This window comes from Amycolatopsis sp. A133 (assembly GCF_031082405.1).
Classification (GTDB): Bacteria; Actinomycetota; Actinomycetes; order Mycobacteriales; family Pseudonocardiaceae; genus Amycolatopsis.
On sequence record NZ_JAVHJU010000004.1, the window covers coordinates 295469 to 307937 of the forward strand.

A 12469-nucleotide genomic window follows, 5' to 3' on the forward strand; every position below is an offset into this window, starting at 1 on the left:
CGCGCCTCCCTCCCGCGGTGGAGGTGCCTCAGCTTCCGCCGTCGGGCGGCGTCACGACGGTGCGGCGGAAGTGGCTGAAGATGACCGAGGTCCGGACGTCGACGATCTCCCGGCGCTGGGTGAGCCGGTCGAGGACGAAGCCGCTCAGGTGGTCGTTGTCGGCGACGGCGATGTGCAGCAGGAAGTCGTCGCTGCCGGACATGACGAACACCGACAGCACCTCGGGCAGGCCGGTCACGAAGGCGCGGAACGATTCGATCACCGCGCGGTCGGGCGGCCGCAGCCGCACCGCGACCATCGCCTGCACGGGACGGCCGATCTTCTTCAGGTCGACGTCGACGGTGTGCCCGCGCACGATGCCGCGCCGGGTGAGGTCCCGCACCCGTTCGAGGCAGGTCGACTGCGCGATGTGCAGGCGGCGGGCGAGCTCCTTGTTGGTCTGCTTGGCGTCCTCCTGGAGGAGGGTCAGCAGGGCCGTGTCAAGTTCGTCCATCGGGCCTTGCTCCGCCTCTCAGGCTCATGCGATTCGGCATTTTGCCGGTTCACCGAATCTAGCACGGCATTCATCGGTCAAGTCCCGGCTCTTGTTTACCGTGACGCCCATGATCACCGATTCTTCTCGCCGGGGCCTTGCCGTCGCTGCCGTCCTGGGCGCGGCCCTGATCTGGAGCAGTTCGTTCGCGGTCACCAAGGTGGTGCTGGCGGAGGTCCCGCCGATGACGCTGGGCGCACTGCGGTTCGTGCTGGCGGCGCTGATCCTGGCGGTGGCGGTGCACGCGGGCCCGGAGCGCCGGCGCCTGCCGGCGCCGCGGGAGCGGCTGTTCATCGGCTTGGCGGGCCTGCTGGGGATCACGGCGTACTTCGCGCTGGAAAACGTGGGCGTCGACCTGGCGTCGGCTTCCGATGCGACGCTGATCGTGGCGTCCTACCCGATTTTGACGCTGGTTTTGTCCGGCCGCACGGTTTTCTCCCCGGTTCGGCTGACGGGCATGCTGGTGGCGGTCGCGGGGGTGTGGCTGGTGGTCCGGGGCGACGGCTCGCACTCGCTGTGGGGCGACGTGTTCCTCATCGCGGGCGGCGTGGCCTGGGCGGCGTACAACCTCCTGGCCCGGCGGGACGGATCCGGCGCTTCGCCGATCGTGGTGACGTACTACCAGACGCTGGCCGGGGCGGCCGGGTTCGTCCTGCTGTCGCTGTCCGAAGTGGACCGGTGGAGCGTGCCGAGCGGGGCGAACGTGCTGCGGATCGGGTTCTTGGCCGGGCTTTGCTCGGTGGCCGGGTTCCTGCTGTACAACCACGGACTCCGGCGGCTGGAGGCGAGTGTCGCGGTGAACCTGCTGAACGTCGTCCCGGTGGCGGGACTGGGGTGGGCGGTCGTGCTGGCCGGGGAGCGGCTCACGCTCGTCCAAGTGCTCGGCGGGGCCGTCGTCATCGCCGGGGTCACGCTCGGCCTGCACCGGAGGAAGAACGTGGCCTCCGGCGCACCACCCGCACCGAAGGCCACCTCCGCGAGTCAGTAAGCGACCGCGCGGCTCTCGGCCGCGGCCACCAAGCCGTTGACCCACAACGACTGCACCTTCGCCGCCTCGGCCGCGGACGGCTTGGCGTTCTTGCACGCCGTTCCCGGGCCGTGGCCCGACATCAGCTCCGTGCACGGGCCGCTGTAGTGGTCCGGCAAGCCCAGGTTGTGGCCCAGCTCGTGGGCCGCGATCCGGGTCGGATCGTAGCCTTCGGCCACCTGGCTCGTGTCCAGGTAGATCTGCCCGCGGCCGTGGCCGTTGGTGTTCGTGTACGAGCCTCCGCTGTGCACCTCGTGGAACACGATCGTCGCGCCCGTGGCCCGCTTGACCAGCTTCACGTCGGTGACGGCCGCGTTCCAGCTGGCCGCGCCCTGGTCGATCTGGGTCAGGTAGTCCGGCGCGCCCGACGAGCTGTAGTACAGGGTCGTGACCGCCGCCGCCGAGGCGGCCGGGGCGGTGGCGAGGCCGAGGCCCAGCGGGGCCGCGACGGCCGTGGCCAGTGCCACGACCCGGCCGATCACGCGTCCGTTCATCGTGTCTCCTTAGTCCGATTCAGGAAGCACTTCACCGTGGTTCGCGCGATCAGGTTAGAAGGTCACCACCACCGCGGCCAACGGCCGAAAGTCGTTCCCTCGCGGGAGGGAGCCGCCTCCCGCCGCCGCGTGAGCCGCCGGCACCGGCCGCCGTGGTCTGCTCGGCGCCGGCGAAAGGGAACCGATGGACATCTTGCTGGGCCTGCTGACCCTCCCCCTGTACGTGCTGGTGCTGTGGCCGCTCGTGGCCGCGTCGCGGCGCGTGCTCGGCGTCCGGATCGGCGTCGTCCGCGCCCTGTGCGCCGCGGCGTTCGGCTGGCTCGTCGCGGGCGGGATCGGGCGGGCGTTCCCCGTTTCGCTGCTGCACAACGGCGGCGCGGCCCTCGGCCTGCTGATCCCGTTGGCGGGCAGCGCCTTCCTCGCCACGCTGATCTTCCTGCTCGTCGCCGAGATCGCGCTGCCCCACGGCGTCGGGCTCGGCCGGCTGCGCGGGCGCCTGTCCCGCACCCGCCGGTACGCGCAGATCAGCCGGATCGCGGTCAAGCACGGTCTCGGCCGTTACCTGGCCGGACGGCGCGAACCCGGCCTCGCGCCGGGCCGGCCCGCCAAGCTCGCGCGGTCCCTGCGCCGGGCCCTCGAGGAGGGCGGCGTGACGTTCGTGAAGCTCGGCCAGCTCCTCTCCACCCGCGCGGACCTGCTGCCCCCGGTGTTCGTCGACGAGCTGAGCCGGCTCCAGGACCAGGTCACGCCCGCCCGCGCCGAAGCCGTGTGGGCCCTGCTGGCCGCCGAGCTCGGCGGCTCCCCCGACGACGTCTTCGCCGAGTTCGACCCCGAACCCCTGGCCGCCGCGTCGGTCGCGCAGGTCTACCGCGCCAAGCTGCGCAGCGGCGAAGACGTCGTGGTCAAGGTCCAGCGGCCGGGCGTGCGGGAGCAGGCCGAGCGCGACGTCGCCATCCTGCGGCGCGTCGCCGCGGCACTGGAGGACCGCGCGGACTGGGCGCGGTCGCTCGGCGTCGCCGAGCTGGCCGACGGCTTCGCCCAGGCCTTGGCCGAGGAACTCGACTTCACCGTCGAAGCCCGCAACATCGCCGCCGTCACCGCCGCGGGCCCGCCGGACGTGGCCCTCCCGAAAGTCCACAAAGGACTTTCCACCGATCGGGTGCTGGTCATGTCCCGCCTCGACGGCAAGCCCCTCGCCGCGGCGAAGGACGCCCTGCCGCCGGCCGAGCGCAGCCGGCTGGCGCGGTCGCTCCTGCGTTGCCTGCTCGACCAGGTCATGATCGGCGGCGTCTTCCACGCCGATCCCCACCCGGGCAACCTCATGCTGCTGACCGACGGCCGCCTGGGCCTGCTGGACTTCGGCTCGGTCGGCCGCCTCGACGCCGGGCTGCAGGGCGGCCTGCAGAACCTGCTGGTCGCCTTGGACCGCGGTGACCCGGCGGGCCTGCGCGACGGGCTGCTGGAAATCGTCGACCGCACCGGCGAGATCGACGAGCAGCGCCTCGAACGCGCGCTCGGCGCCCTGGTCGCCCGGCACTTCGGCCCCGGCCGCACCCCGGACCTCGACCTGTTCACCGGCCTGTTCCGCGTGGTCGCGGACTTCCGGCTCAGCGTGCCCCCGCCGGTGGCCGCGGTCTTCCGCGCCCTGGCCACGGTCGAGGGCACCCTGGCCGCGCTGGCGCCCGGCTTCGACGTCGTCGCCGAGTCGCGCGCGTTCGCCGTCGAGCAGGCCGGCGCCGGGCTGCGGCCGGGCCCGCTGGGCCACACGGCGCTCGGCGAGCTGACGGCGTTGCTGCCGGTGCTGCGCCGCATCCCCCGCCGCATCGACCGGATCGGCGCGGCGCTGGAGGAGGGCAGGCTGTCGGTGAACGTCCGGCTGTTCTCCGACGAACGCGACCGCGACGTCGTGACCGGCCTGGTCCACGAAGCCCTGCTGGCCTTCGTCGGCGCGGCGACCGGGCTGATGGCGGTGTTCCTGCTGACCGGCACCGGCGGCCCGCGGATCCTGCCGGACCTGACGCTGCACCAGGTGTTCGGCTACAACCTGCTGGTGATCAGCGCCCTGGTGGGGCTGCGGCTGCTTTTTGTCGTTTTCCGGCGTTCCGGACGAGCGTCACGATCAGCCCGATGAAGCCGGCGACGAACAGGACGAACCCACCGACGAACCACCAGCGCAGACTGGGCAGGGTCGAGTCGGTGAACGGCGCCCCCGGCAGGCCTGCGTCCGTGAACGCGGTCACCGCGGACAACGAGCCGCGGTTGTCGCCTTCGACGAAGATCGTGCTTCGGGCACCTTGGCCGAGAACTCGAAGAGGCCCTCGTAGCCGGGGGTGACGTAGGGCTCGGTGATGGATATGCCGTTGACCGAGAGGTGCTCGCCGGTGCAGCAGGCGACGGTGTCCCCGGCCACGCCGACCACCCGGACCACACTGACACCGGGAAACCCGTCGGTGGCGTACGCACGGCCCTCGATGAGCACCAGGTCCCCGCGGTGCACCTCGCCGCCGTCCGCCCGGCGCACCACGAGCCGATCGTCCCGCTGCAATGTGGGACTCATGTTCCCGCTCAACTGCACGTAGGGCTGGTACCCCAGGAACATCCGGCCGAGGCCGTAGGCACCGGCGGGAAAGACATTTCGGTCACGAAGATCCATCGCGCCGCTACCTGCGACGTTACCCCGTGCGCGGCGCGTACATGATCACCGCAACCCCGGCCAGGCACAGCAGCGCGCCCATCACGTCGTAGCGATCAGGCCGGTAACCATCCGCGACCACGCCCCAGGCCAGCGACCCGGCCACGAACACCCCGCCGTACGCGGCGAGGATGCGGCCGAAGTGGGCGTCCGGCTGGAGGGTCGCCACGAAGCCGTACACGCCCAGCGCCACCACTCCGCCGCCGATCCACAGCAGACCGCGGTGTTCACGGATCCCCTGCCAGATCAGCCAGGCGCCGCCGATTTCGCACACCGCCGCGGCCAGGAACAGGAGGATCGACCGCAGGACCACCCCGGGATACTAGTCCCCGTGCCGTTCACGCTCTGTCACCCGGCCGCGGTGCTCCCGCTGGCGAGACACCCCCTGGTGCCCTCGGCGCTCGTCGCCGGGTCCGTCGCGCCGGATCTCTTCTGGTTCCTGCCCGCGCCGGACGGGTTCGGCCTCTCCCGGACCCACGAGTTCACGGCGGTCCTCTGGCTGGACCCCCTCCTCGCGCTGGCCCTGCTCACCGTGTTCCACCTGCTGCTCAAGCGGCCGCTCCTGGCGCTGGCGCCCCGGTCACTGGCCGAACGGCTCCCCCGTCACCCCTTCGGCTGGAAGCGGCCGGGGTGGATCGCCCTGTCGCTCGTGCTCGGCGCCGCCACGCACGTCGGCTGGGACGCCTTCACCCACAAAAACGGCGGGCCGGCGTTCCTGCGGATCCCGCTCGTCACCGGCGTCGACGTCGGACGGCTGATCCAGCTGGTCAGCACCCTCGCCGGGGCCGCCGTGCTCGCCTGGTGGCTGCGGCGCTGGTACCGCACCGCCCCGGTCACGCCGGCACCGCCGGGCACCCGGCACCGGAAAGCCGTCGCGGTGTTCCTGGCGGGCGGCGCGCTCACCGGGGTGCTGGTGTCCGTGGTGCCGTTCCTGGCCCACCACGACCCGATGACCCGGGCGGGCGTGGCCGGCAACGCCACCTACCTGCTGGCCACCGGCGCCTGCAGCGGGTTCGCCGTCGCGCTCGGGCTCTTCGCGCTGGCCTGGCACGCGCGGTATAGGTCGTTATACGCAAAGAAGGCCGCTCCGGAGAGCGGCCTTCTCGACGAAGAAGAAGTCAGACGGTGAAGCCGAGGGCGCGCAGCTGCTCGCGGCCGTCCTCGGTGATCTTCTCCGGGCCCCACGGCGGCATCCAGACCCAGTTGATCCGGAAGTCCTTGACCAGGCCGCCGCTGGTCAGCGCCGCCGACGTCTGGTCTTCGATGACGTCGGTCAGCGGGCACGCCGCCGAGGTGAGCGTCATGTCGATCGTGGCGGTGTTGTCCGGTTCGACGCGGATGTCGTAGACCAGCCCGAGGTCGACGACGTTGATGCCGAGCTCGGGGTCGACGACGTCGCGCATGGCTTCCTCGACGTCCTCGAGCTTGGCGAGGTCGATGTCCTGCTTCGCGGTGGCCTCGGCCTCGAGGTCGGCGGCGGTGCGCCCCTCACGAGTGGCGGTGTCTTCGGTCATGCCTTTTCAGCTCCACTGGTCGTCCGGGCGACGGCGTCCTTGAAAGCCATCCAGCCGAGGAGGGCGCACTTCACGCGGGCGGGGTACTTGGCAACGCCCGCGAAGGCGATCCCGTCCTCCAGCACGTCCTCGTCCGGCTCGACCTTTCCCTTGCCCTGCATCAGTTCCACGAAGGCGTCCATGGTGGTGAACGCCTCCTCAAGCGTGTGGCCGACGACGAGATCCGTCAAGACCGACGTCGATGCCTGGCTGATCGAGCAGCCCTGGCCGTCGTAGGAGACGTCGGCGACCTTCCCGTCGTCGAGCTTCACCCGCAGCGTCACCTCGTCGCCGCAGGTCGGGTTGACCTGGAACGACTCGGCGTCGTACGGGTCGCGCAGCCCGCGCCCGTGCGGGTGCTTGTAGTGGTCCAGGATGATCTCCTGGTACATGCTCTCGAGGTTCACTGCGCCACCCCGAAGAACTTCTGCGCCTCGCGGACGCCCGCCACCAGGGCGTCCACTTCGGACAGGTCGTTGTACAGGTAGAACGACGCGCGCACGGTCGCCTGGGCGTTGCAGGCCCGGTGCAGCGGCCACGCGCAGTGGTGGCCGACGCGGACGGCGATGCCGAGGCTGTCGAGGACCTGGCCGGCGTCGTGCGGGTGCACGCCGTCGATCACGAACGACACGGTCGCGCCGCGGTCGGTCAGGTCGGTCGGCCCGATGATCCGGACACCCGGGATCGAGCCGATGCCCTCGAGGGCCGCCGCGGCGAGCTCGTGCTCGTGCGCCGCGATCCGGTCCATGCCGATGGCCGAGAGGTAGTCGACGGCCGCGCCGAGGCCGATGGCCTGCGACGTCATCGGCACGCCGGCCTCGAACCGCTGCGGCGGCGGCGCGAAGGTCGAGCCCTCCATGCGGACCATCTCGATCATCGACCCACCGGTCAGGAACGGCGGCATCGCTTCGAGGAGCTCGGTGCGCCCGTAAAGGACGCCGATGCCGGACGGGCCGAGCATCTTGTGCCCGGAGAAGACCGCGAAGTCGACGCCCAGCGCATGAAAGCTCACCGGGAAGTGCGGCACGGACTGGCAGGCGTCGAGCACGGTGAGCGCGCCGACGGCCTTGGCCTTCTCGACCAGCAGCTTCACCGGGTTGACCGTGCCGAGGACGTTCGACTGGTGCGCGAACGCGACGACCTTGGTGCGCTCGGTGATCAGCTCGTCCACATCGGACAGATCAAGGCGGCCCTCGGGGGTCACCTTGAACCACTTCAGCGTCGCGCCGGTGCGCTGGCACAGCTGCTGCCACGGCACGAGGTTCGCGTGGTGCTCCATCTCGGTGATGACGATCTCGTCACCGGGCCCGACGACGAAGCGCGCGGCTTCCGGACCGGCCGTGGCGGCGTTGCTCATCGAGTACGCAACGAGGTTGATGCCCTCGGTGGCGTTCTTGGTGAACACCAGTTCCTCGGGGTCGGCGCCGACGAACTCGGCGATCTTCGCCCGGGCGGACTCGTAAGCGTCCGTCGCCTCTTCGGACAGCTGGTGCGCGCCGCGGTGGACGGCGGCGTTCGAGGTGAAGACGTAGTCGCGTTCGGCCTCGAACACCGCGGTCGGACGTTGCGACGTCGCCCCGGAGTCCAGGTACACCAAGGGTTTCCCGTCGCGGACGGTGCGCGACAGGATGGGGAAGTCGGCCCTCAGGGCCGCCACGTCGAGTGGCACAACCGCCGAAGCGCGCTTCTCAGCTGAGGCGGCATCAGCACTGCTGGCCGAGGTGGTGGTCATCGGGCCGACTCCTCTCTTCTCGGTGTAATAGAACGTGTCAGACCGCGGCGGGCTCGGTCTTGCCGGTGTACTTGACGTACCCGTGCTCTTCCAGCTCGTCGGCCAGCTCCTTGCCGCCCGACTCGACGATCTTGCCCCCGGCGAAGACGTGCACGAAGTCCGGCGTGATGTGCCGCAGGATCCGGGTGTAGTGCGTGATCAGCATGACGCCGACCTCGCTCGAAGCCTTGTACGCGTTCACACCCTCGGAGACGACGCGCAGGGCGTCGACGTCGAGGCCGGAGTCGGTCTCGTCGAGGATGGCGAACTTCGGCTTGAGCAGCGCCAGCTGCAGGATCTCGTGGCGCTTCTTCTCGCCGCCGGAGAAGCCCTCGTTGACCGAGCGCTCGGCGAACTCCTGCGAGATCTCGAGCTTGCCCATCTCCTCCTTGACCTCCTTGACCCAGTGGCGCAGCTTGGGGGCCTCGCCACGGACCGCGGTGGCCGCGGTGCGGAGGAAGTTGGACATGGACACGCCCGGCACCTCGACGGGGTACTGCATGGCCAGGAACAGGCCGGCGCGGGCGCGCTCGTCAACGCTCATCCCGAGGACGTTCTCGCCGTCGAGCAGCACCTCGCCGGAGGTCACCTGGTACTTCGGGTGGCCGGCGATCGCGTAGGACAGCGTGGACTTGCCCGAGCCGTTGGGGCCCATGATGGCGTGGGTCTCGCCCGACTTGATCGTCAGGTTCACGCCCTTGAGGATCTCCTTGGCGCCCTCGTCGGTGTCGACCGAGGCGTGCAGGTCCTTGATTTCCAGGGTAGCCATTCTTCGTTTCCTAAAGTCTGCGGTGGGCGGCGTCAGGCGCCGACGGCTTCGAGCTCGGCCTCGATCGCGGCTTCGAGGCGCTCGCGCACCTCGGGAACGTCGATCTTCACCAGGATCTCGTGGAAGAACCCGCGCACGACCAGCCGGCGGGCGGCTTCTTCGGCGATCCCGCGCGACTGGAGGTAGAACAACTGCTCGTCGTCGAACCTTCCCGTCGCGCTCGCGTGGCCGGCGCCTTCGATCTCGCCGGTCTCGATCTCGAGGTTCGGCACGGAGTCCGCGCGGGCGCCCGGCGTGAGCACCAGGTTGCGGTTGAACTCGTAGGTGTCGGTGGCTTCGGCCGCGGCGCGGATCAGCACGTCGCCGATCCACACGGTGTGCGCGCCTTCGCCCTGCAGCGCGCCCTTGTAGCCGACGCGGGACCGGCAGTTCGGCACCGCGTGGTCGACGAAGAGGCGGTGCTCCTGGTGCTGGCCGCCGTCGGCGAAGTAGACGCCGAGCATCTCGACGTCGCCGCCCTTGTCGGCGAAGGTCGCGGTCGGCGAAACACGGACCAGGTCGCCGCCCAGGGTGATGACCGTGTGCTTGAGCGCGGCGTCGCGGCCGAGCTTCAGGTGCTGCTCGGAGACGTGCACCGCGTCGTCGGCCCAGTCCTGGACGCTGACCACGGTGATCTTCGCGCCGTCGCCGATGACGAACTCGACGTTGTCGGCGTAGGTGCCGGAGCCGACGTGGTCGAGCACGATGAGCGCTTCGGCGAACGGCTCGGCGCGGACCTGCAGGTGCCCGTAGGCGACCTGGCCTTCGCCCGGGCCGTGGATGCGCAGCACCGACGGCTTGGACGCCTTCGTCTCCTTGGGCACCGTCACGATGGTGGCCTTGGTGAACGACGAATACGCCTGCGCGGCGATCCGGTCGCTGGGGACGCCGGCCTGGCCCAGCCGCGGGTCGTCGCGGCCGACGGTCACGATGCCCAGCTCGGGCGCGGCGTCGGCGTCGAGGGTGATCTCGCCGGTGGCGACCGCGCTGCCGTCGTGCAGGCCGCGCAGCCGCTTCATCGGCGTGAAGCGCCAGTTCTCCTCACGGCCGCTCGGGACCTCGAAGGCCTCGACGTCGTAGGAGGTGAAGCGCTCCGCGCGGGAGGCCGCCGGAATGACAGTGCTAGTGCCTCCATCGCCGGCGGGCGAGGCACCCTCGCGAAGAGCCTCGGAAACGTTGTTCTCGGTAACCGACATGACTAGCCGACGGACCCTTCCATCTGGAGCTCGATCAGGCGGTTCAGCTCGAGCGCGTACTCCATCGGCAGCTCGCGCGCGATGGGCTCGACGAACCCGCGCACGATCATCGCCATGGCTTCGGCCTCGTCGAGACCGCGCGACATCAGGTAGAACAGCTGCTCTTCGCTGACCTTCGACACGGTGGCCTCGTGGCCCATGGACACTTCGTCGTTGCGGATGTCCACGTACGGGTACGTGTCCGACCGCGAGATGGTGTCCACCAGCAGCGCGTCACAGACGACGCTGGAGCGCGAGTGGTGCGCACGCTTCGCCACGCGGACCAGGCCGCGGTAGGAGGTGCGGCCGCCGCCGCGCGCCACCGACTTCGACACGATGGTCGAGGACGTGTGCGGCGCGAGGTGCTCCATCTTGGCGCCCGCGTCCTGGTGCTGGCCCTCGCCCGCGAACGCGACCGACAGGACCTCGCCCTTGGCGTGCTCGCCCATGAGGAACACCGACGGGTACTTCATCGTCACCTTGGAACCGATGTTGCCGTCGATCCATTCCATGGTCGCGCCCTCTTCGCACTTGGCGCGCTTGGTGACCAGGTTGTAGACGTTGTTCGACCAGTTCTGGATGGTCGTGTAGCGGCAGCGGGCGCCCTTCTTGACGATGATCTCCACGACCGCCGAGTGCAGCGAGTCGGACTGGTAGATCGGCGCCGTGCAGCCCTCGACGTAGTGCACGTAGGCGTCTTCGTCGACGATGATCAGGGTGCGCTCGAACTGGCCCATGTTCTCGGTGTTGATCCGGAAGTAGGCCTGCAGCGGGATGTCCACCTTGACGCCCTTGGGCACGTAGATGAACGAGCCGCCGGACCACACCGCGGTGTTCAGCGCGGAGAACTTGTTGTCCCCGGCCGGGATGACCGAGCCGAAGTACTCCTGGAACAGCTCCGGGTGCGTCTTGAGCGCGGTGTCGGTGTCCAGGAACAGCACGCCTTGGGACTCGAGGTCCTCGCGGATCGAGTGGTAGACGACCTCGGACTCGTACTGCGCCGCGACACCGGCGACGAGGCGCTGCTTCTCCGCCTCGGGGATGCCCAGCCTGTCGTACGTGTTCTTGATGTCCTCGGGAAGGTCTTCCCAGCTCGCAGCCTGCTTCTCGCTGGAGCGGACGAAGTACTTGATGTTGTCGAAGTCGATCCCGGAGAGGTCGGCCCCCCAGTTGGGCATGGGCTTCTTCTCGAAGAGCTTGAGCGCCTTCAGTCGCGCTTCGCGCATCCACTCCGGCTCGGACTTCTTCCCGGAGATGTCGGTGACGACATCTTCGTTAAGCCCGCGACGGGCGCTGGCGCCCGCCTCGTCGGAGTCGGCCCAGCCGAACGCGTACTTGCCCAGGGACTCGATGGTCTCTTCCTGGCTCAAGGGCGCGGTGGTGGGAGTGCGCTGCTCGGCAGCGGCAGTCATGCGGGTTTCCCTCCATTCGGGATCCGTGCTGTGCGCCCCTCGGGGGACACCGTTCTTCCCGGCTCGGGATGGGCCGGGTGACCCGTCGGAACGGGTACGTGGGTGGTGCACGCGGAATCACCGCGTGCGATGGTCGCCAGCCGCTGGACGTGGGTGCCCAGCAGCCGCGCGAACGCCTCCGTCTCGGCCTCGCACAGCTGCGGGAACTCCGCGGCCACGTGGGCGACCGGACAGTGGTGCTGACAGAGCTGTGCGCCGACGTTCTGACCAGGAGCCGGCGCGCCGACCTGACGGGTCGACGCAGCGTAGCCTTCCCTGCTCAGCGCGGTCGCGAGGGCCTCCGCGCGCATTGCGGGATCACTCGGACCGGTGATCGCCGGGCGGTGCGGCCCGACCAGCTTCTCGATGCGGCGCTCGGCGAAGGCGCGTACGGCGTCTTCGCCGGCGTGTTCGGCGAGGAAGCGGATGGCGGAGACGGCCAAGTCGTCGTAGGCGTGCCCGAAGCGGGCGCGCCCGGCCTCGGTCAGCAGGAACAGCTTCGCCGGACGGCCCCGCCCGCGGGGCCCGCGACGCGGCGCGTCCCGCGTCTCGGCTTCGCCATCCACGAGAAGTGCGTCGAGGTGGCGGCGGACGGCGGTGGGGCTGATGCCGAGCTGCTCGGCGACCACGACGGCGGTCATGGGACCCTGTTCCAGCAGCAGCCGGGCGACCTCGTGCCGGGTCTTGCCCTCGGCGCTGACCTGCGACGGAACGGGCGGGTGCGCGGCACGCGGCAGATCGCCGCCCACCTGGTCGCCCGCCTCCGTCTTTTTCACAACACAAGTGTGTCTTATTTCCGGGTGATCGGCAAAGGCGGGGTGTCCGGCAGTGACCCGACTCACTCGGGGGCGGACCGATACCCTGCACGCGTGGCAGTGGGCGAACACCCGGCGCAGCCGGGCGGGC

14 protein-coding genes are annotated in these 12469 nt (G+C 70.2%); 3 read left to right on the forward strand and 11 right to left on the reverse strand.

Annotated elements, in window-relative coordinates:
- Positions 1 to 28 precede the first annotated feature (28 nt).
- Positions 29 to 493: an Lrp/AsnC family transcriptional regulator gene (locus Q5425_RS05565; protein WP_308671003.1), complete on the reverse strand. Its 465-nt coding sequence runs from the start codon at positions 491 to 493 to the stop codon at positions 29 to 31.
- A gap of 109 nt (positions 494 to 602) precedes the next feature.
- Between Q5425_RS05565 and Q5425_RS05570 the strand changes: the two genes are divergently transcribed.
- The gene (locus tag Q5425_RS05570) at positions 603 to 1520 is read left to right on the forward strand and encodes a DMT family transporter (RefSeq protein ID WP_308671004.1); all 918 of its coding nucleotides are present in this window, start codon (positions 603 to 605) and stop codon (positions 1518 to 1520) included.
- Here the strand turns inward: Q5425_RS05570 and Q5425_RS05575 are convergent.
- A complete protein-coding gene (locus Q5425_RS05575; RefSeq protein ID WP_308671005.1) occupies positions 1514 to 2053 on the reverse strand; it encodes a snapalysin family zinc-dependent metalloprotease in 540 nt (179 codons plus the stop codon). The two genes, Q5425_RS05570 and Q5425_RS05575, sit on opposite strands and share 7 nt — an antisense overlap.
- Before the next feature lie 184 nt (positions 2054 to 2237).
- Here Q5425_RS05575 and Q5425_RS05580 point away from each other — a divergent pair, with 184 nt between their 5' ends.
- Positions 2238 to 4184 carry an AarF/UbiB family protein gene (locus Q5425_RS05580; protein ID WP_308671006.1) on the forward strand — a complete coding sequence of 649 codons (1947 nt, stop codon included), beginning with the start codon at positions 2238 to 2240 and terminating at the stop codon, positions 4182 to 4184.
- A gap of 105 nt (positions 4185 to 4289) precedes the next feature.
- On the opposite strand, the gene Q5425_RS05585 is transcribed toward Q5425_RS05580, so the two are convergent.
- Positions 4290 to 4610, reverse strand: coding sequence for a S26 family signal peptidase (locus Q5425_RS05585; RefSeq protein WP_396135127.1), 321 nt, complete (start codon positions 4608 to 4610; stop codon positions 4290 to 4292).
- A gap of 115 nt (positions 4611 to 4725) precedes the next feature.
- A complete protein-coding gene (locus tag Q5425_RS05590) occupies positions 4726 to 5058 on the reverse strand; it encodes a YnfA family protein (RefSeq protein ID WP_308671008.1) in 333 nt (110 codons plus the stop codon).
- A gap of 18 nt (positions 5059 to 5076) precedes the next feature.
- Between Q5425_RS05590 and Q5425_RS05595 the strand changes: the two genes are divergently transcribed.
- On the forward strand, positions 5077 to 5874 hold the full coding sequence (locus tag Q5425_RS05595) for a DUF4184 family protein (protein WP_308671009.1): 798 nt from the start codon (positions 5077 to 5079) through the stop codon (positions 5872 to 5874).
- Here the strand turns inward: Q5425_RS05595 and Q5425_RS05600 are convergent.
- The 7 genes from Q5425_RS05600 to Q5425_RS05630 are packed head-to-tail and all read right to left on the reverse strand — an operon-like array spanning position 5864 to position 12339.
- Positions 5864 to 6259 carry a metal-sulfur cluster assembly factor gene (locus Q5425_RS05600; RefSeq protein ID WP_308671010.1) on the reverse strand — a complete coding sequence of 132 codons (396 nt, stop codon included), beginning with the start codon at positions 6257 to 6259 and terminating at the stop codon, positions 5864 to 5866. The two genes, Q5425_RS05595 and Q5425_RS05600, sit on opposite strands and share 11 nt — an antisense overlap.
- Positions 6256 to 6705: a Fe-S cluster assembly sulfur transfer protein SufU gene (gene sufU / locus Q5425_RS05605; protein ID WP_308671011.1), complete on the reverse strand. Its 450-nt coding sequence runs from the start codon at positions 6703 to 6705 to the stop codon at positions 6256 to 6258. Before sufU ends, Q5425_RS05600 begins: the two co-directional genes overlap by 4 nt.
- Complete coding sequence (locus tag Q5425_RS05610; protein ID WP_308671012.1) at positions 6702 to 8030, reverse strand: cysteine desulfurase; 1329 nt, start codon at positions 8028 to 8030, stop codon at positions 6702 to 6704. Before Q5425_RS05610 ends, sufU begins: the two co-directional genes overlap by 4 nt.
- Before the next feature lie 37 nt (positions 8031 to 8067).
- The gene (gene sufC / locus Q5425_RS05615) at positions 8068 to 8838 is read right to left on the reverse strand and encodes a Fe-S cluster assembly ATPase SufC (protein WP_308671013.1); all 771 of its coding nucleotides are present in this window, start codon (positions 8836 to 8838) and stop codon (positions 8068 to 8070) included.
- A 32-nt stretch (positions 8839 to 8870) separates the two neighbouring features.
- Complete coding sequence (sufD, locus tag Q5425_RS05620; RefSeq protein WP_308671014.1) at positions 8871 to 10073, reverse strand: Fe-S cluster assembly protein SufD; 1203 nt, start codon at positions 10071 to 10073, stop codon at positions 8871 to 8873.
- Between the two features lie 2 nt (positions 10074 to 10075).
- Positions 10076 to 11524: a Fe-S cluster assembly protein SufB gene (gene sufB, locus Q5425_RS05625; RefSeq protein ID WP_308671015.1), complete on the reverse strand. Its 1449-nt coding sequence runs from the start codon at positions 11522 to 11524 to the stop codon at positions 10076 to 10078.
- Complete coding sequence (locus tag Q5425_RS05630) at positions 11521 to 12339, reverse strand: helix-turn-helix transcriptional regulator (protein ID WP_396135128.1); 819 nt, start codon at positions 12337 to 12339, stop codon at positions 11521 to 11523. The genes sufB and Q5425_RS05630 overlap by 4 nt, the downstream gene beginning before the upstream one ends.
- Positions 12340 to 12469: the final 130 nt, after the last annotated feature.

Coding starts and splice junctions, on each gene's coding strand:
- Q5425_RS05580 (WP_308671006.1), top strand. CDS start 2,238: ATGGACATCTTGCTGGGCCTGCTGACCCTCCCCCTGTACGTGCTGGTG.
- Q5425_RS05610 (WP_308671012.1), bottom strand. CDS start 8,030: ATGACCACCACCTCGGCCAGCAGTGCTGATGCCGCCTCAGCTGAGAAG.
- Q5425_RS05585 (WP_396135127.1), bottom strand. CDS start 4,610: ATGAGTCCCACATTGCAGCGGGACGATCGGCTCGTGGTGCGCCGGGCG.
- sufB (WP_308671015.1), bottom strand. CDS start 11,524: ATGACTGCCGCTGCCGAGCAGCGCACTCCCACCACCGCGCCCTTGAGC.
- Q5425_RS05600 (WP_308671010.1), bottom strand. CDS start 6,259: ATGACCGAAGACACCGCCACTCGTGAGGGGCGCACCGCCGCCGACCTC.
- sufC (WP_308671013.1), bottom strand. CDS start 8,838: ATGGCTACCCTGGAAATCAAGGACCTGCACGCCTCGGTCGACACCGAC.
- Q5425_RS05565 (WP_308671003.1), bottom strand. CDS start 493: ATGGACGAACTTGACACGGCCCTGCTGACCCTCCTCCAGGAGGACGCC.
- sufD (WP_308671014.1), bottom strand. CDS start 10,073: ATGTCGGTTACCGAGAACAACGTTTCCGAGGCTCTTCGCGAGGGTGCC.
- Q5425_RS05570 (WP_308671004.1), top strand. CDS start 603: ATGATCACCGATTCTTCTCGCCGGGGCCTTGCCGTCGCTGCCGTCCTG.
- Q5425_RS05575 (WP_308671005.1), bottom strand. CDS start 2,053: ATGAACGGACGCGTGATCGGCCGGGTCGTGGCACTGGCCACGGCCGTC.